General features: G+C 72.2%; 23 protein-coding genes and 1 riboswitch. Of the genes, 13 read left to right on the top strand and 10 right to left on the bottom strand.

The annotated features are described in order from the left end of the window. Positions 1-26: 26 nt before the first annotated feature. The 3 genes from HGAM_RS07935 to HGAM_RS07925 are packed head-to-tail and all read right to left on the bottom strand — an operon-like array spanning position 27 to position 1,844. Positions 27-476, bottom strand: a complete 450-nt coding sequence (locus tag HGAM_RS07935; RefSeq protein WP_019144945.1) for a hypothetical protein — start codon at positions 474-476, stop codon at positions 27-29. Further along, positions 473-1,372: a macrolide 2'-phosphotransferase gene (locus HGAM_RS07930; protein ID WP_019144944.1), complete on the bottom strand. Its 900-nt coding sequence runs from the start codon at positions 1,370-1,372 to the stop codon at positions 473-475. The genes HGAM_RS07935 and HGAM_RS07930 overlap by 4 nt, the downstream gene beginning before the upstream one ends. Positions 1,373-1,418: 46 nt before the next feature. Further along, positions 1,419-1,844, bottom strand: coding sequence for a universal stress protein (locus HGAM_RS07925; protein WP_019144943.1), 426 nt, complete (start codon positions 1,842-1,844; stop codon positions 1,419-1,421). 144 nt (positions 1,845-1,988) lie between these two features. Between HGAM_RS07925 and HGAM_RS07920 the strand changes: the two genes are divergently transcribed. Together HGAM_RS07920 and arr are read left to right on the top strand one after the other, a co-directional pair. Next, positions 1,989-2,285, top strand: a complete 297-nt coding sequence (locus HGAM_RS07920; protein WP_019144942.1) for a DUF2277 domain-containing protein — start codon at positions 1,989-1,991, stop codon at positions 2,283-2,285. Continuing rightward, positions 2,282-2,698, top strand: a complete 417-nt coding sequence (gene arr, locus HGAM_RS07915) for an NAD(+)--rifampin ADP-ribosyltransferase (protein ID WP_038951649.1) — start codon at positions 2,282-2,284, stop codon at positions 2,696-2,698. The genes HGAM_RS07920 and arr overlap by 4 nt, the downstream gene beginning before the upstream one ends. Here arr and HGAM_RS07910 read toward each other — a convergent pair. The 4 genes from HGAM_RS07910 to HGAM_RS07895 form a co-directional block, all read right to left on the bottom strand. Further along, on the bottom strand, positions 2,691-3,101 hold the full coding sequence (locus tag HGAM_RS07910) for a hypothetical protein (protein WP_019144940.1): 411 nt from the start codon (positions 3,099-3,101) through the stop codon (positions 2,691-2,693). The two genes, arr and HGAM_RS07910, sit on opposite strands and share 8 nt — an antisense overlap. 124 nt (positions 3,102-3,225) lie before the next feature. Next, positions 3,226-3,411, bottom strand: coding sequence for a hypothetical protein (locus HGAM_RS07905; protein ID WP_019144939.1), 186 nt, complete (start codon positions 3,409-3,411; stop codon positions 3,226-3,228). Between the two features lie 47 nt (positions 3,412-3,458). Next, positions 3,459-4,547 (bottom strand): redox-regulated ATPase YchF, encoded by a 1,089-nt coding sequence (gene ychF, locus HGAM_RS07900; RefSeq protein WP_019144938.1) that lies wholly within the window; start codon positions 4,545-4,547, stop codon positions 3,459-3,461. 11 nt (positions 4,548-4,558) lie between these two features. Next, positions 4,559-5,101 carry a GNAT family N-acetyltransferase gene (locus HGAM_RS07895; RefSeq protein WP_019144937.1) on the bottom strand — a complete coding sequence of 181 codons (543 nt, stop codon included), beginning with the start codon at positions 5,099-5,101 and terminating at the stop codon, positions 4,559-4,561. Between the two features lie 53 nt (positions 5,102-5,154). On the opposite strand from HGAM_RS07895, the gene HGAM_RS07890 reads away from it, so the two are divergent. The 7 genes from HGAM_RS07890 (at position 5,155) to HGAM_RS18360 (ending at position 8,895) form a co-directional block, all read left to right on the top strand. Next, positions 5,155-5,586 carry a hypothetical protein gene (locus HGAM_RS07890; protein ID WP_019144936.1) on the top strand — a complete coding sequence of 144 codons (432 nt, stop codon included), beginning with the start codon at positions 5,155-5,157 and terminating at the stop codon, positions 5,584-5,586. Beyond that, positions 5,580-6,026: a hypothetical protein gene (locus tag HGAM_RS07885; RefSeq protein ID WP_019144935.1), complete on the top strand. Its 447-nt coding sequence runs from the start codon at positions 5,580-5,582 to the stop codon at positions 6,024-6,026. Before HGAM_RS07890 ends, HGAM_RS07885 begins: the two co-directional genes overlap by 7 nt. Then, on the top strand, positions 6,023-6,418 hold the full coding sequence (locus HGAM_RS07880; protein ID WP_019144934.1) for a hypothetical protein: 396 nt from the start codon (positions 6,023-6,025) through the stop codon (positions 6,416-6,418). The genes HGAM_RS07885 and HGAM_RS07880 overlap by 4 nt, the downstream gene beginning before the upstream one ends. Before the next feature lie 2 nt (positions 6,419-6,420). Beyond that, positions 6,421-6,840 (top strand): hypothetical protein, encoded by a 420-nt coding sequence (locus HGAM_RS07875; protein ID WP_049798220.1) that lies wholly within the window; start codon positions 6,421-6,423, stop codon positions 6,838-6,840. 9 nt (positions 6,841-6,849) lie between these two features. Beyond that, a complete protein-coding gene (locus tag HGAM_RS07870) occupies positions 6,850-7,209 on the top strand; it encodes an antibiotic biosynthesis monooxygenase family protein (protein WP_019144932.1) in 360 nt (119 codons plus the stop codon). Positions 7,210-7,379: 170 nt separating this feature from the next. After that, positions 7,380-8,450 (top strand): DNA recombination protein RmuC, encoded by a 1,071-nt coding sequence (locus HGAM_RS18365; RefSeq protein WP_019144931.1) that lies wholly within the window; start codon positions 7,380-7,382, stop codon positions 8,448-8,450. Between the two features lies 1 nt (position 8,451). Beyond that, positions 8,452-8,895: a DUF6542 domain-containing protein gene (locus tag HGAM_RS18360; protein WP_019144930.1), complete on the top strand. Its 444-nt coding sequence runs from the start codon at positions 8,452-8,454 to the stop codon at positions 8,893-8,895. 12 nt (positions 8,896-8,907) lie between these two features. On the opposite strand, the gene HGAM_RS07855 is transcribed toward HGAM_RS18360, so the two are convergent. Then, positions 8,908-9,249, bottom strand: coding sequence for a 5-carboxymethyl-2-hydroxymuconate Delta-isomerase (locus tag HGAM_RS07855; protein ID WP_019144929.1), 342 nt, complete (start codon positions 9,247-9,249; stop codon positions 8,908-8,910). A 118-nt stretch (positions 9,250-9,367) separates the two neighbouring features. Here HGAM_RS07855 and ggt point away from each other — a divergent pair, with 118 nt between their 5' ends. Beyond that, positions 9,368-11,206 carry a gamma-glutamyltransferase gene (ggt, locus tag HGAM_RS07850; protein ID WP_019144928.1) on the top strand — a complete coding sequence of 613 codons (1,839 nt, stop codon included), beginning with the start codon at positions 9,368-9,370 and terminating at the stop codon, positions 11,204-11,206. 80 nt (positions 11,207-11,286) lie between these two features. On the opposite strand, the gene HGAM_RS07845 is transcribed toward ggt, so the two are convergent. Beyond that, entirely contained in the window at positions 11,287-12,276 is a 990-nt protein-coding gene (locus tag HGAM_RS07845; RefSeq protein ID WP_019144927.1) for a 4-hydroxy-3-methylbut-2-enyl diphosphate reductase, read from the bottom strand. A gap of 178 nt (positions 12,277-12,454) precedes the next feature. Continuing rightward, a riboswitch (cyclic di-AMP (ydaO/yuaA leader) is annotated at positions 12,455-12,610 on the top strand. Between HGAM_RS07845 and HGAM_RS07840 the strand changes: the two genes are divergently transcribed. Genes HGAM_RS07840 through HGAM_RS07830 form a run of 3 tightly spaced genes read left to right on the top strand, consistent with a single transcriptional unit; the run spans position 12,611 to position 14,574 of the window. Then, positions 12,611-13,057, top strand: coding sequence for a C40 family peptidase (locus HGAM_RS07840; protein ID WP_020691799.1), 447 nt, complete (start codon positions 12,611-12,613; stop codon positions 13,055-13,057). 57 nt (positions 13,058-13,114) lie between these two features. Continuing rightward, the gene (gene xseA / locus HGAM_RS07835) at positions 13,115-14,353 is read left to right on the top strand and encodes an exodeoxyribonuclease VII large subunit (RefSeq protein WP_019144925.1); all 1,239 of its coding nucleotides are present in this window, start codon (positions 13,115-13,117) and stop codon (positions 14,351-14,353) included. Then, positions 14,350-14,574: an exodeoxyribonuclease VII small subunit gene (locus HGAM_RS07830; protein ID WP_019144924.1), complete on the top strand. Its 225-nt coding sequence runs from the start codon at positions 14,350-14,352 to the stop codon at positions 14,572-14,574. The genes xseA and HGAM_RS07830 overlap by 4 nt, the downstream gene beginning before the upstream one ends. Here HGAM_RS07830 and HGAM_RS07825 read toward each other — a convergent pair. After that, a complete protein-coding gene (locus HGAM_RS07825) occupies positions 14,541-15,110 on the bottom strand; it encodes a DUF4245 domain-containing protein (protein WP_019144923.1) in 570 nt (189 codons plus the stop codon). The genes HGAM_RS07830 and HGAM_RS07825 overlap by 34 nt on opposite strands. Positions 15,111-15,188 lie beyond the last annotated feature (78 nt).

Genomic DNA, 15,188 nt, shown 5'->3' with positions numbered 1-15,188 from the left:
ACGCGACCGCGCCGCCGCTCCCCCGTTCAGGCGTACGGCTCGTACCGGACGTGCCGCCCCCACCACTTCCAGCCGGGCAAGGGCACCAGGCCCAGCAGGCCGCCGCCGGTCGAGCGTTCGACCTGACCGTCCTCGTGCAGCACCTCGACGAACGACCGGTGCCAGCCGAACGTCTCGCGCACCCGACCGTCGATGGCAGCCTTCACGAGGTTGTCGAGCTCGTCGAAGCCCAGATCGTCGAGAGCGAGCTCCCACCGCGGCCAGTTCCCGCGGCCGACGGACAGGACGACGTCCACGTCGGACGCGATCCACGAGATCGGGGCGCTCGCCGGATTGACCGGCTCGATCGTCACGACGACGTCGTACAGGTCAGGCTTCGGATAGTTGTGGACGTGCTCGCGCGTCACGGTCGCAAGACCGTCGAGCCGACTCCGCAGCTCGTCCTCGAACGCGTCCAGACGCGCCGCTCCGCTCATTCCTGGGGGTCGAGCAGGGCCGCGGCGGTCGCCAGGTCGGCATCCGCACCGGTCGTCAGCGCGTACAGGCCGTAGCCGATGGGCGAGGCGTCCCACAGGTGCTGTGCCTGCGCCGCCAGCCCGGGATGGACGTGCCCGCCGGCCTGCTCGTACGCACGCAGGGTCAGCTGCAGCATCTCCTCGCCGCCGGCTCCGTACTGGGCGGACAGGTCGCGCGCCGGGTCGTCCACCCGCGCCGTCGTCCAGTCGAGAACGCCCGTGAACGTGCCGTCGTCGGCGAGCAGGACGTGCGCCGGGTAGATCTCGCCGTGCGTCATCACCGTCCGCTCGGGCCAGCACGCGTCGTCGTCCAGCCAGGCCTGCCACGCGTCGGAGAGGGACGGCGCCACCGTGAACGCCTCGCGCACACGGCTGACGTCGTCGAGCCAGGCCTGGCGGACCTCCGCGGGCGTGCGCACCTCGACCCCGGCCGAGCGGGCCTCCTCCGCGCCGATCGAGTGCAGGCGCGCGAGCAGACGTCCGAGACGCTCGGCGTAGTCGGGGCTGGCGGGGTCCATGTGCCAGACCACCTCACTCGCGTCCGTAAGGGTCAGGCCGGGTGCGCCGGGCAGGGCGCGGTAGGCGATTAGCTCCGGCGCCCGCACCTGCCAGTCGGGCACCGCGATCCCGTCGGCCGCCAGAACCGGCGCCACCAGGTCGAGGATGCGCACCTCGTCGGCCATCCCCTCCGAGACGTCCTCGCGTCGCGGCAGTCGCAGCACCCATCGGACGCCGTCGGCGTCCGACGCCATGACGACCCGGTAGTCGAGCCCGGCCTCGTTGACCGTGGCGTCGTGGGCGGACAGCTCGAGCCCGTGCTCGGCCGCGACGGCCAGGGCTTCGTCGATCGTGCTCATGCCCCCACGCTGCCAGACGGGCGGCCCGCCTGCGGCGTGCGACGCGTCAGACGGTCTTGACGATGTAGACGTCGCAGGGAGCGTGGTGCAGGACGTCCGTGGCGACGCTGCCGAGCACGCGGGCGAGGCCCTGGACCCGGCGGTTGCCGACGACGATGAGGTCGGCGTCGACCTCCTTGGCCACGCTGACCAGCGCGTCGCCGGGACGTCCCGGGTGCGGTGAGGCGTGCACCTGGGTGGTGGTGTCGCTGAGCGCGTTGGCGACGCCGGCGGCGATGGCCTCGGCCTGCTCGCCCGGGGTGGTGCCGACACCCTCGGGCACGTCGGTGGAGTCCGGGAGCGGGCGGCGGTCGTCCACCGCGGAGACCACGTGCAGGACGGCGCCGGTGGTGGCGGCGAGCTCGGCGGCCCGCTGAGCGGCCTTGAGGGCGCTCTCGCTGTCGTCCACTCCGACGACGATGTTCTTCAGCATGGTTCCTCCTCCGTGACGGTCCGTGAAGGCTAGCGACACGGCCGCCCTACCGACGGGTACGACGCGTTCGTCCTACCCCGCTGGGCCTGGCGGGAATCGGCTCGGACCTGTCCGGATGCGGCCAGTCGGGACTACCGTCGATCCATGTGCAGGAACATCCGACAGCTCCACAACTTCGAGCCGCCGACCACCGATGACGAGGTCCGCGAGGCGGCGCTGCAGTTCGTGCGGAAGGTGAGCGGCTCCACGAAGCCGTCCAAGGCGAACACCGAGGCGTTCGAGCGGGCCATCGACGAGATCGCGGCGGCGACCCGTCGCATGCTCGACGAGCTCGTGACGAACGCACCGCCGAAGAGCCGCGAGCTCGAGGCGATCAAGGGACGCGCGCGGCACGAGAAGCGGATGGAGCGCGAGGTCCGCATCCGGACGGCGGACGTCTGAGCGGGACGCCGGACGGTCCGTTCTTCCACGGCACCCGTGCGCTCCTTCAGCCGGGCGACCGGCTGACCGCCGGGCGGCCGTCGAACTACCGGCCCGAGGTGGTCATGAACCACGTCTACTTCACCGCGCTGCGCGACGGAGCAGGCCTGGCCGCCGAGATCGCCGCCATGCTCGGGCCGGACGACGCCGAGCCGCACGTGTACGTCGTCGAGCCGACCGGACCGTTCGAGGACGACCCGAACGTCACCGACAAGAAGTTCCCCGGCAACCCGACCCGGTCCTTCCGCACGACGGACCCGCTGGTCGTCGTCGAGGAGGTCACCGACTGGACGCGACTGACCCCCGAGGCCCTGGCGACGTGGGCCGAGCGGCTCGCGATCATGCGGCAGACCCGGGCCGAGATCATCAACTGAGCAGGAGACCCACGATCAGGATCACCGTGGCGACGATGATCGCCGGGGCGAGCGTCACGAGCAGCGCGTCCACGACCCGTTCCTGCCCGGCGGACGCGCGATGGTCGCCGGTCGCGTGCGGGGCGAACCGGCCGCCCGCACCCCACAGCGCGCCGAGCTGCGTCCCGAGCCAGTTCGCATACGTGCCGTAGACCAGCAGCACGACCGCGACGACCTCCCACGCACGCGACAGCGCGAGCATCGGCCACAGCAGCCCGACGACGACGAGGAACGGCCCGTTCGTCATCCCCTGGAGGTGACTGACCACTCCCATGCGCGGGTTCTTCAGCGCGGGGACGACCAAGCCGGTCAGCAGTCCCAGCAGGAAGAGCACCAGGCCGGCGACGAGCAGAAAGTCCTGCATGGACGAAGGCTAGGTGCGCGGACGGCGTCCGGCCCCCGCGTTGCGGACAGTGTGCGGACGCTGCGGTCCTCGCTCAGGAGGTAGCGCTCAGGAACTCGCGAGCCAACAAGCGAGCGGGAAGGACCTATCCCGACCGCAGGGAGCTCGTGACCGTCACGACGTAGATCCGGTCCGGGTCACCCAGGTCGAACGTGATCGAACCATCGTCGACGCGCTGGATGTCGAACGTCGGCAGAGATTCTCCGACCTCCCCGTGGACGAGGCCTTCGATGATGTCTTCGATGAGCTCGCGTCGTCGGTCCTGCGTCATGTCCAGAGCATTGGCGGAAGGTCCGTCACTTCCTCGACGGAACCACCTCACACGTTGAACCGGAACTCCACGACGTCGCCGTCGGCCATCACGTAGTCCTTGCCCTCCATGCGCACCTTGCCGGCGGACTTCGCCGCGGCCATGGTGCCGGCCTCCACCAGGTCGTCGTACGAGACGATCTCGGCCTTGATGAAGCCGCGCTGGAAGTCGGTGTGGATGACGCCGGCGGCCTCGGGAGCGGTCGCGCCCTTCTTGATCGTCCAGGCGCGCGCCTCCTTCGGGCCCGCCGTCAGGTAGGTCTGCAGGCCGAGCGTGTCGAAGCCGACGCGCGCGAGGGCGTCCAGGCCGGGCTCGGTGATGCCCATCTCCTCGAGCATCTGGGTGCGCAGCTCCTGGGACTCCTCGTCGTCGCCGAGCTCGGCCAGCTCGGCCTCGCTCTTGGCGTCCAGGAAGATCGCCTCGGCCGGCGCGACGATCTCGCGCATCTTGGCCTTGAGGTCCTCGTCGGCGAGCTCGTCGAGGTCGCAGTTGAAGACGTACAGCAGCTTCTTGCCGGTCAGCAGGTGCAGGTCGCGCAGCAGCTCCAGGTCCAGGCCGGCCTGGAAGACGCCGGTGCCCGCCTCGAGCGCCTCCTTGGCCTTCTCGACCTCGGCGAGCTGGGCGGCGAGCGACTTGTCGCGGCGCGCGTCCTTCTCGAGTCGCGGCAGCGCCTTCTCGACGGTCTGCAGGTCGGCGAGGATCAGCTCGGTCGAGATCGTCTCGATGTCGCTGCCCGGGTCGACCTTGCCGTCGACGTGCGTGACGTCCTCGTCGCGGAAGACACGGGTCACCTGGCAGATCGCGTCCGACTCGCGGATGTGGCTGAGGAACGCGTTGCCCATGCCCTCGCCCTCGGACGCGCCGCGGACGATGCCGGCGATGTCCACGAACTGCACGGTCGCGGGGAGGATCTTCTCCGACCCGAAGATCTCGGCGAGCTTCTCCAGCCGCGAGTCGGGCACGCCGACCACGCCGACGTTCGGCTCGATCGTTGCAAACGGGTAGTTCGCCGCGAGGACGTCGTTCTTGGTCAGGGCGTTGAAGAGCGTCGACTTGCCTGCGTTCGGGAGTCCGACGATGCCGATGGAGAGAGCCACGGGAGGCAAGCCTACGCGGGCCGGCGCGCCTGCCACTCGTCGCGGGTGACGTGGAACATCAGCGACTCCCCGCCGTACCAGGGGTCGGGACGCACGCCGAGCTCGCGCAGCCCCAGCCGGCGCGCGACGGCGGCCGACGGGGCGTTGTCGGCGAACATGTCGCACCACAGGTTGCCGACGAGCGGCAGGACGTGGTCGAGCAGCGCGGACGCCGCCTCGGTGACGTACCCGTGGCCGACGCTGTCGGGGTGCAGGTGCCAGCCGATCTGCTTCTCGCCGTTCTGGGACTTCGGCAGCGGGACGCACATGATCGTGCCGGCCACGACGCCCGTCTCGCGCACCTCGATGGCCAGCCCGACGTCACGCTCGTCCTTCTCGTGGATGCGCTCCCAGTTGGCGATCCAGGCCCGCGCCTCGTCCAGGTCGGCCATCGGCGTCCACGGCGGGTCGTCCAGCCAGCGGATGACCTCGAGCCGCGAGTGGATGTCGAGCACCCGCTCGGCGTCCGCGTCGGTGTACGGACGCAGGACGAGTCGCTCGGTCTCGATGATCACCCCGCGAGCGTAAACGCCTGCGCTGCGGTGCCCGCCGGTGCCACGATGCCGCCATGACGAGTGCGAGCGTGGCGACGACGGCCGGCGTGTCCGTCCTCACGCTGGTCGTGGTGGTGCCCCTCGCGTTCGCGCCCGCGTACATGTTCAACGACTCCCCGTCGTGGGGCGACCACCTTCAGTTCGTCGCGCTCGTCGTCGCCGCCGCGCTCGTCGTCGGGCTCGTGTGCGGGACGACCATCGGCTCACGCGGCGACGTCCCCGAGGCTCGTGCCGTACCGGGAGGCCTGCTCGCTGCCCTCGCACCGCCGCTGCTGGCCGGGCCCGTCTGGGTCTTCTCGATCCTGCCGTTCGACCGGTGGGACGACCCGGCCCCCGACACGACGCTGCAGAACGTTGCCCTCTCGCTCGTCCTGCTTCTGGCGGGCTGCGCGTGCCTCCGGAGCGCCTCACGCCTGCTGCGCGACGAGCGGATCCCCCGGTGGTGACGTCCCACCCGTCGTCGATGACGCCGTGGGGCACGGTCGCGCTGACCGCGTTCCTCGGGCTGGGGACGCTGTTCGTCTCGGTGCCCTACGGGTTCTTCTCGTGCTACATGCTGAACGACTCGGTGACGGCGAGCGAGAACCGTATGTTCGCCGTCACCGTGCTGACGCCGACGCTCGCCGCGGGTCTGCTCTGCGGGCTCGCCTGTCGCAAGGCCTCCGCCGTGCTCGCGTGCCTGATTGCCGCCCCGGCTGCGCCGTTGCTGCTCGGCCCGATCTGGGTGGAGTCGGTGCTGCCGTTCAACGAGCTGGGCTACTCGACACCCGAGACGGACCTGCCGAACACGTTGCTGGCGCTCGGGCTCTTCCTCACCGGCGCCGCTGGCCTCTGGGGTGCCCACCGGATCCTGAGCCGGCCCGCTCGCGCCGAGGTCGCCGCATGACGCGGACGAGCACCTCGTCGTCCGCGGTCGTCCTGACGCTGGCACTCAGCAGCGCTGCCTTGGTCGCGATCGCGCCGTGGCTGTTCGTGTCGTCGTTCTTCATGAACGACAGCGCGGGCCAAGGTGCGTTGGCCGGGCCGTTCGCGCTGGTGGCACTGGGCGTCGGTCTGCTCAGCGGGGTGCTGTCGCGCGTGGCGCTGAAGGTGCCGCTCGTCCGGGCGGTCGTGGCCGGAGTCCTGGTGGCCGCCGCTCCGCCACTGGTGGTGGGTCCCGTCGTGGCGCTGCTGACCGGCGGACTCACCGACCTCCCCGCCCACGTCGTCGGCGTGGCCGTGCTCGGCGGCCTGGCCGTCCTGTCCTTCCGCGCCGGCCGCATCCTGCTCGAGGACTGAGGGTGCGACCGGGGCGGACGCTCGTCGCGATCGCTGTGCTCACGACCGCCGTCGTGGTGCCGATCGCGATCGGGATGATGATCGCGCTCTACGCGTTCGCCACCGAGGTCTCGTGGTCTCGGCATCTCCTGTTCTGGGCCATCTGTGCCGTCCCGGCAGTGGTCGTCGGGCTGTTCGCCGGGGCGGCCGGACCTCGGGGCGCCGGCGCCCGCCGCGGCGACCGTGGCTGCCTGCTGGCGTCCGTGGGGACGCTGCTCGTCCTCGCGCCCCTCTGGGCGCTTGCCTGGACGACCGCGCGCAGCACGGACGGCACCCTGCCCGACCCGACCGGTCCGTGGGTCGCGGCCGTCGTCATGACGGCGGCGGGCACGAGCCTCCTGGTCCTCGCGCACGGGCTGCTGTCCCCCACGCACCGTCGGTAGCCTCGGGCCATGAGCATCGTCAAGATCAACGCGATCACCGTCCCGGCCGACTCCGGCGACGAGCTGGCCCACCGCTTCGCCGCCCGCGGCGACTCGATGGACGGCACCCCCGGCTTCGAGGGCTTCGAGCTGCTGAAGCCCACCGACGACCGCCACGTGTGGCTCGTCGTCACGCGCTGGACCGACGAGGCGTCGTTCGAGGCCTGGACCGCGTCCGAGGCGTTCGGACGCAGCCACGGTCACGGTGGCGCGGACGCCGGCGCTCACGGCGGCGGCACCGACGAGAACGGCGAGGGCCACCGCCGCAAGCCGGTCGGCACCGGCGCCGAGCTGTGGTCGTACGAGACTGCGCTCGACCGCCGCGCCTGACCCGCCTCCTCGCCGTCCCGCACCCGAGCCCAGCTCCGCCGCGATGTGTGGACGCGAAAGCACCACGTTCGCGCTGATCGTGGTCGGTTTGCGTCCACACCTCGGCAACGCGGGGCACGGGTGAGGTCGACGTGCGCGGTTCTGTCGGTGGGGGCGGGCATCCTGACGTCATGGATGCCTTCCCCCTCCTGCTGACCGCCGTCCTCGCGCTGGCCGCGGGCATCGGCATCGGCCTGGCCCTCGGCCGCCGCTCCCCCGCCGCCGCGCCGCCGGACGTCTCCGCGCCCGCCGCCGAGGCCACTGCCCGCGCCGTCGCTCCCGTCCGCGAGAGCCTCGACCGCTTCGACGCCCGCCTGCGCCAGCTCGAGGCCAGCCGCATCGAGTGGCACAGCCAGCTGCGCGAGCAGGTCGAGGCCGTGCGCACCACGTCCGACTCGCTGCGCCGCGAGACCGCGTCGCTGGCCACCGCGCTGCGCCGCCCGCAGGTTCGCGGACGCTGGGGCGAGATGCACCTCAAGCGCACCGCCGAGCTCGCCGGCCTCGTCGAGCACTGCGACTTCGACCTGCAGGTCACCACCGCCGACGGCACGCTGCGCCCCGACATGGTCGTGCACCTGGCCGGCGGCAAGAACGTCGTCGTCGACGCCAAGGTGCCGCTCGACGCCTACCTGGACGCGGTCGAGGCCAGCGATCCCGACGTCGCCCAGGTGCACGTGCAGCGCCACGTCCGCCAGCTGCGCACCCACGTCGACCAGCTCGCGGCCAAGTCGTACTGGAGCCGGCTCGAGCACTCCCCCGAGTTCGTCGTGCTGTTCGTGCCGGCCGAGGCGTTCCTGGCCGAGGCGCTCGCGCACGATCCGTCGTTGCTCGAGCACGCCGCGGCCAAGCAGGTCGTGCTCGCCACCCCCACGACGCTCATCGCCCTGCTGCGCACCGTCGCCCACGCCTGGACCCAGGAGCGCCTGGCCGACAACGCCCGCGAGATCCAGCGCGTCGCCGCCGAGCTGTACGAGCGCATCGGCGTCGTCGGCGGTCACGTGGACGCCCTGGGCAAGGCGCTGGCCAACGCCGTCACCAGCTACAACGACACCGTCGGCTCGGTCGAGTCGCGCCTGCTCGTGACCGCCCGCCGCCTGCACGACCTCGACATCGGCACCCGCGAGGTCACCGCCCCGCGACGGGTCGAGACAGGGCACCGTGCGCCTACGGCTCCCGAGCTCGTCGAGCGGCTATCTTCCTGACATGTCGACGGCGGCACGGTCCCCTCGCCCCCGCGGCAGCCTGGCGTCCCAGGACCTGCTGCCCGGGCAGGCCGTCGTGCTCGCCGTCCTCGCGCTCGCGGTCGTCATCGCGCTCGAGCTGCTGGTCGAGGGACGCCTCGCGATCCTGTTCGGCGTCGCCTTCGTGCTCGTCGCCTGGACCGTCCCGCTGACCGTCCGGCCGCGCGGCTTCTTCGTCGCCGGCATCCTCCCGCCGCTGCTCATGACCGTCGTGGTCGTCGGCTTCGGCCTGCTCGCCCCCGACCAGCTGCACGGCCAGGACGTCGAGGCCGGCGCCGGCGCGCTCGAGCACGTCCTCGCCGGCTTCATCGACCACGCGACCCCGCTGGTCGTGGGCCAGATCGGCGCGCTGCTCGTCCTGGCGTTCCGGGCCGCCAGTGCGAAGGCCGAGCCCCGCGCCACCTGACGCAGCCCCCGCTCAGACCACGACCTTGCTGTAGGCCTCCAGCTCCCGCACCTGCGTCGTGATCTGGGTGCCCGCCGGGTACGTCGCCGCGGTCGCCACCGCCTCGGTGAGCGCCTGGGACGTCCGCAGCCGCAGCTCCTCCGAGCGTCCGGGCAGGATGCTCAGCGTCACCGCCACGAACGCGCCGCCCGAGTCGGGCCGGTCGACCGAGTACACGTCGAGCCGACGCACGCGCGCCTTGGTGGCCGCCATGTCGTACTCGCCGAGGTCGTGCAGCGCGTCGACCGCCGCGGCCAGCAGGTGGTCGGCGACGAGGTCGATGTTGTCGGTGTGCTCGATCTCCAGGTGAGGCATCGCCCCAGCATGCCCGCACCGAGCCCGCACCGGCACCGCCAGGTCCGGCCGTCCCGTTGCCGACCGAGCCCGGCTGTGCCTACGGTCGAGGTCCACGCTGCTTCCGGGGGGATGACAGATGACTGCTCGCACTCGACTGCGCGCCACCAGCACGGCGGCCGTCGCCGCGCTCACCGCCGCGCTGCTCGTCAGCACCGGCACGACCGCGGACGCCGACCGGCGCGACCCACGTCCACCGCTGCCGGACTCGGCCACGGCCTACGGCTACGGCGGCGCCGTCACGTCCGTCGACGCCAACGCCACCCGCATCGGCCTGGACGTGCTCCGCCGCGGCGGCAACGCGGCCGACGCCGCCGTCGCCACCGCCTCCGCGCTGGGTGTCTCCGAGCCGTACAGCGCCGGCATCGGCGGGGGCGGCTACTTCGTCCACTACGACGCGCGCACCGGCAAGGTCTCGACCATCGACGGGCGCGAGACCGCCCCGGCCGGCATCAAGCCCGACGCGTTCATCGACCCGGCCACCGGCCAGCCGTACCGCTTCACGCCCGAGCTGGTGAGCTCCGGCGTCGCCGTCGGCGTGCCCGGCACCGTCGCCACCTGGGACCGGGCCCTGGACCGTTTCGGCCGGCTCAGCCTGAAGCAGGCGCTCAAGCCGTCCATCGACCTGGCCCGCCGCGGCTTCGTGGTCGACCAGACGTTCCGCGGCCAGACGCTCGACAACGCCAAGCGGTTCGCAGCGTTCCCGGACACCGCCCGCCTCTTCCTGCCCGGCGGCGACGCACCGCAGGTCGGCACCCGTTTCCGCAACCCCGAGCTGGCCCGCACGCTGGAGTCCATCGCCCAGCGCGGCCCCGAGGCGTTCTACCGCGGCCGGCTCGCCGCCGAGATCGCGGACGTCGTACGGTCGCCGCGGGTCGATCCCGCGTCCGGCCTGCCCGCGCCCGCCGGCTCCATGACCACGCGCGACCTCGCTCGGTACCGCGTGGTCGACCAGAAGCCGACGTCCGTCCAGTACCGCGGACTCACCGTGCACGGCATGGCGCCGTCGTCGTCCGGCGGCATCGCCGTCGGCGAGGGGCTCAACATCCTGGAGAACTACGACCTCGGTGCGCTGCCGCTGCCCCAGGCCCTGCACCTGTACCTGGAGGCGTCAGCCCGCGCGTTCGCCGACCGCGCCGAGCACGTCGGCGACCCGGCGTTCGTCGACGTCCCGACCCGGACGCTGCTCAGCCAGCGCTTCGCCGACACCCGGGCGTGCACCATCGATCCCGACCAGGCGACGCCGCGCCCCGTCGCACCCGGCGCGCTCGACGGCGCCGCGTGCACCCCGGCCCAGCCGACGGTCGACGAGAGCGACACCGAGAACGTCTCGACCACGCACCTGTCGGTCGTCGACCGCTGGGGCAACGCGGTCGCGTACACGCTCACCATCGAGCAGACCGGCGGCTCGGGCATGACCGTGCCGGGCCGGGGCTTCCTGCTCAACAACGAGCTGACCGACTTCAGCACCGTCTACGACGCCGACGACCCGAACCGCATCGAGCCGGGCAAGCGTCCGCGCTCGTCGATGTCGCCGACCATCGTCACCGACCGCCGCGGCGTCCGGTTCGTCGTCGGCTCGCCCGGCGGATCGACCATCATCACCACCGTCCTGCAGGTGCTGCTCAACCGGCTCGACCTCGGCATGACGCTGCCGGAGGCGGTGGCCGCGCCGCGCGCCTCGCAGCGCAACACCGCGTCCACGACCGCGGAGCCGGCGTTCATCGAGGCGTACGGCGACGCGCTCGCCGCGTACGGCCAGCAGCTGACCCCGTCGGGCGACTCGTTCACGTCGGCCAGCGAGATCGGGGCGGTCGCCGCCATCGAGGTCGACCGGCGCGGACGCCTGACCGCCGCGGCCGAGCCGAGCCGGCGTGGCGGGGGCAGCGCCGCGGTGGTGAGGCCCAGCCGCCGCTAGTCACCGGCCAGCGACGCCGGACACGACGACGGCGCGCCACCCGCGAGGGATGGCGCGCCGTCGTCGTGTGCGGCTGGGGGTCAGGCCCGGCCGGCGGCCTTGAGGTCGCGGCGCAGCTCGGGCGGCAGCGCGAAGACCAGGCTCTCGTCGGCGGTGCGGACGGCCGTGGCGCCCTCGTGGCCCCGCTCGGCCAGGTAGCTCAGCACGTCCTGCACGAGGTCGTCGGGCACCGAGGCGCCGGACGTGACGCCGACCGTCTCGACCCCGTCGAGCCAGCGCTCGTCGATCTCACTGACGTCGTCGATGCGGTAGGACGCCTTGGCGCCCGCCTCGAGCGCGACCTCGACCAGGCGCACCGAGTTCGAGGAGTTCGCCGAGCCGACGACGATGACCAGGTCGGCGTCCGCGGCGATCTGCTTGACCGCGACCTGACGGTTCTGCGTGGCGTAGCAGATGTCGTCGCTGGGCGGGTCCTCCAGGTGCGGGAACTTCGCGCGCAGCCGGCGGACGATCTCCATCGTCTCGTCGACGCTCAGCGTGGTCTGCGACAGCCACGACAGCTTCACGCCGGGATCGATCTCGAGCGTGTCGACGTCCTCGGGCGTCTCGACCAGCGTGATGTGCTCGGGCGCCTCGCCCGCGGTGCCCTCGACCTCCTCGTGGCCGGCGTGGCCGATGAGCAGGATGCGGTAGTCGTCGGCGGCGAAGCGGCGCGCCTCGTGGTGCACCTTGGTGACCAGCGGGCAGGTGGCGTCGATCGTCTTCAGGCTGCGCTCGGCCGCCTCGGCGTGCACCGACGGGGAGACGCCGTGGGCGGAGAACACGACCGTCGCGCCCTCGGGCACCTCGTCGAGCTCCTCGACGAACACCGCGCCGCGCTCGGACAGGTTCTGCACGACGTGCTTGTTGTGCACGATCTGCTTGCGCACGTACACCGGGGGCCCGTAGAGGTCGAGCGCCTTCTCGACGGTGATGACGGCGCGGTCGACACCGGCGCAGTAGCCGCGCGGGTCGGCCAGCAGCACGCTGCCGCCGATCGTGGGCATGCCGAGGGTGACGGAGGAGGACATGGCGCCCATCCTACGGGCCCGCGAAACCTGAGTCCTGCGTCACACCCACGCGGGGATTCGATGAGGGACTTGTCACAAAAGCGGTTTGGCGCTTGGTCGGCGTTGAAACGTGTCTGTAACGTCACCGCGGCGCCCCCCACCGGGGGCGTTGTCGTGTCCTCGCCGAGGCCCATCGGGACATGACGATCCGCAACACAGGGATGGGCACGGAAGACCCAGCAGTACGGCTCCTCCCCCTGAGGAGCCTTGGGGTGAACCGCTCGTGTCGAGCGGCAGGCAACCTTCACGCCTGAACCCGACAGGTCATCTTTCGCAGGCGGATCTGAAGGAATCCATGCGCTTCATTCGTGTCATCACCACTGCCATGCTCGCCGGCGGACTCCTGCTCGGCGGACTCGCCGGACCGGGCGCCGACCACGCCGACGCCGCGTCGAAGAAGACCGCGGCCAAGGCCCTCAAGGTCGCCGCGAAGCAGAAGGGCGACCCCTACCGCCGCGGCGGCGCCGGTCCCAGCGGCTTCGACTGCTCGGGCCTGGTGCAGTACTCCTACAAGAAGGCCGGCAAGAAGCTCTCGCGCACGTCCGCGTCGATGCTGAAGTACAAGAAGGTCTCGAAGAAGAACCGTCGCGCCGGCGACATCCTGGTCTTCCTCAAGAACGGTCGCGCCTACCACGCGGCGCTCTACGCCGGCAAGGGCAAGATCTGGGAGGCCCAGCGTCCGGGCACCAAGGTCAAGAAGACCAAGATCTGGAGCTCGCGGTACGTCGTGCGTCGCCCCTGACGACACACGGACCATCAGCTCGCGGGGGTGTCGGCCCCGGCCTCTAGGGTGATCACCATGCCCTTGGAGACCACGGCCGACGCCCCCGCGCCGTTGCGGCAGGTCTCGCAGCTCATCGAGGGCTACGTCGGCCGCCTCGGCGCCATCTGGGTCGAGGGCGAGATCGCCCAGATGACCCGCCGTCAGGGCATCAGCTTCCTGACCCTGCGCGACCTGCAGGCCAAGATCTCCATCAGCCTCAAGTGCCACAGCCGGGTGCTGGACGCGTGCGTCGCCCCGGTCACCGAGGGAAGCCGCGTGGTCGTCCACGCCAAGCCCACCTTCTACTCCCCCAACGGCTCGCTGTCGCTGGACGTCCGCGAGATCCGTCCGGTCGGCGAGGGCGAGCTGCTGGCCCAGCTCGAGCGGCGCAAGCAGCTGCTCGCGGCCGAGGGCCTGTTCGACCCGCGGCTCAAGCGCCCCCTGCCCGTCCTGCCCCGCGGCATCGCGCTCATCACCGGCAAGCAGTCCGCCGCCGAGCGGGACGTGGTCGAGAACGTCCGGCTCCGCTGGCCGTCCGCGCCGCTGCACGTGCGCCACGCGCTCATGCAGGGCGCGTCGTCGGCCCGCGAGGTCATCGCCGCGCTGCGCGAGGCGGACGCCGCCCCCGGCATCGACCTCATCGTGATCGCCCGCGGCGGCGGCTCGGTGGAGGACCTGCTCCCGTTCTCCGACGAGGCCCTCGTGCGCGCGGTCCACGCCGCGACCACGCCGGTCGTGAGCGCCATCGGCCACGAGCCCGACACCCCGCTGCTCGACCTGGTCGCCGACCTGCGCGCGTCCACCCCCACCGACGCGGCCAAGCGCATCGTGCCCGACGTCGCCGAGGAGCTCGCCGGCGTCGAGGCCATGCGCGAGCGCGCCCGCTTCGCCCTGCACCACTTCCTGCAGCGCGAGCACCACGGCCTGACGGCGCTGCGCTCGCGGCCGGTCATGGCCACGCCCACGACGCTCGTCGACCTGCAGCAGAACGTCGTGCTGGAGGCTCGCGACCGCGCCCGCCGCTCGCTGGGCCATCGGCTCGACCGCGCCCACGACGAGGTCGGGCACCACCTGGCCCGGGTCCGTGCGCTGTCGCCGCTCAACACGCTGCAGCGCGGCTACGCCGTCGCCCAGACCCCCGACGGCCACGTCGTCACGTCGATCGAGCAGGCCCCGGTGGGCACCGAGTTCGTGCTGCGGCTGGCCGACGGCCACGTGAGCGTCACCAGCACCGCCGTCACCCCCGACCCCCACCCCGCCCAGGAGGCACCATGAGCGACGAGGCTCCCGCCATCCCCTACGAGCAGGCCCGCGACGAGCTGATCTCGGTCGTGCAGCGGCTCGAGACCGGCGGCACGTCCCTGGAGGAGTCGCTGGCGCTGTGGGAGCGCGGCGAGGAGCTGGCCGCGATCTGCCAGCAGTGGCTCGACGGCGCCCGCACGCGCCTGGCCGCGGCCTCGGGTCAGCCCGCGGAGGGCGCGGCCGACGCCGGCTGACCGGCCGGCCGCAGCGTGGCCACGTAGTCCTCGACCTGGCTCCTGGGCGCGGTCGCGGTGACGAGCACGGACGTGTTGTCGATCGTCGTCACGAGCACCACCGGGTTCTCGGCCCCCTTCAGCACGCGCCACGACCGACCGTCGATGTCGACCGTGCCGGCGTCCTTCGCGCCCTCGGCGAAGTCGCGGACGAGGTCGTCCTCGGTGCGCTTGAACTGCTCGACGCCGATGTACTCGTCGTCGTCCGTGAGCACGCCCAGGTGCCAGCCGCCGCGCTCGCCCGGCTCGAAGCGGGCCGAGTTCGACTGCCACCCCTGGGGCAGCTCGCCCGGCACCAGCAGGCCGAAGTCGGCGGCACGCTGGGCGGTCTGGGCGGCCGTCGCGTAGTCGACCTTCGGGGCCGGCGACTCGGGGTCGCGACCGTAGATCAGCTGGCCGACGCCGTAGATGACGACGAGCGCGAGACCCAGCACGAGCACCGAGCGCAGGATGTCCCCCATCGCCGGGTTGCCACCGCTGTAGCCGCGTCCACTCACGTCCGTCTCCTTCGTCGTCGCCGCCGGTCAGCCTACGGGGGCGGGCACAGCGCCCGACCGTCCGCCCGCCGCGACCGA

This window comes from Aeromicrobium massiliense JC14, assembly GCF_000312105.1.
Lineage (GTDB): Bacteria > Actinomycetota > Actinomycetes > Propionibacteriales > Nocardioidaceae > Aeromicrobium > Aeromicrobium massiliense.
The sequence above is the reverse complement of the archived record's forward strand: the minus strand, read 5'-3'. Positions and strand labels throughout refer to the sequence as shown.

Bases quoted from the DNA above. Each gene is read 5' to 3' on its own strand.
- HGAM_RS07935 (WP_019144945.1), bottom strand. From the start codon at position 476: ATGAGCGGAGCGGCGCGTCTGGACGCGTTCGAGGACGAGCTGCGGAGT.
- HGAM_RS07930 (WP_019144944.1), bottom strand. From the start codon at position 1,372: ATGAGCACGATCGACGAAGCCCTGGCCGTCGCGGCCGAGCACGGGCTC.
- HGAM_RS07925 (WP_019144943.1), bottom strand. From the start codon at position 1,844: ATGCTGAAGAACATCGTCGTCGGAGTGGACGACAGCGAGAGCGCCCTC.
- HGAM_RS07920 (WP_019144942.1), top strand. From the start codon at position 1,989: ATGTGCAGGAACATCCGACAGCTCCACAACTTCGAGCCGCCGACCACC.
- HGAM_RS07910 (WP_019144940.1), bottom strand. From the start codon at position 3,101: ATGCAGGACTTTCTGCTCGTCGCCGGCCTGGTGCTCTTCCTGCTGGGA.
- HGAM_RS07905 (WP_019144939.1), bottom strand. From the start codon at position 3,411: ATGACGCAGGACCGACGACGCGAGCTCATCGAAGACATCATCGAAGGC.
- HGAM_RS07890 (WP_019144936.1), top strand. From the start codon at position 5,155: ATGACGAGTGCGAGCGTGGCGACGACGGCCGGCGTGTCCGTCCTCACG.
- HGAM_RS07880 (WP_019144934.1), top strand. From the start codon at position 6,023: ATGACGCGGACGAGCACCTCGTCGTCCGCGGTCGTCCTGACGCTGGCA.
- HGAM_RS07870 (WP_019144932.1), top strand. From the start codon at position 6,850: ATGAGCATCGTCAAGATCAACGCGATCACCGTCCCGGCCGACTCCGGC.
- HGAM_RS18365 (WP_019144931.1), top strand. From the start codon at position 7,380: ATGGATGCCTTCCCCCTCCTGCTGACCGCCGTCCTCGCGCTGGCCGCG.
- HGAM_RS18360 (WP_019144930.1), top strand. From the start codon at position 8,452: ATGTCGACGGCGGCACGGTCCCCTCGCCCCCGCGGCAGCCTGGCGTCC.
- HGAM_RS07855 (WP_019144929.1), bottom strand. From the start codon at position 9,249: ATGCCTCACCTGGAGATCGAGCACACCGACAACATCGACCTCGTCGCC.
- ggt (WP_019144928.1), top strand. From the start codon at position 9,368: ATGACTGCTCGCACTCGACTGCGCGCCACCAGCACGGCGGCCGTCGCC.
- HGAM_RS07845 (WP_019144927.1), bottom strand. From the start codon at position 12,276: ATGTCCTCCTCCGTCACCCTCGGCATGCCCACGATCGGCGGCAGCGTG.
- HGAM_RS07840 (WP_020691799.1), top strand. From the start codon at position 12,611: ATGCGCTTCATTCGTGTCATCACCACTGCCATGCTCGCCGGCGGACTC.
- xseA (WP_019144925.1), top strand. From the start codon at position 13,115: ATGCCCTTGGAGACCACGGCCGACGCCCCCGCGCCGTTGCGGCAGGTC.
- HGAM_RS07830 (WP_019144924.1), top strand. From the start codon at position 14,350: ATGAGCGACGAGGCTCCCGCCATCCCCTACGAGCAGGCCCGCGACGAG.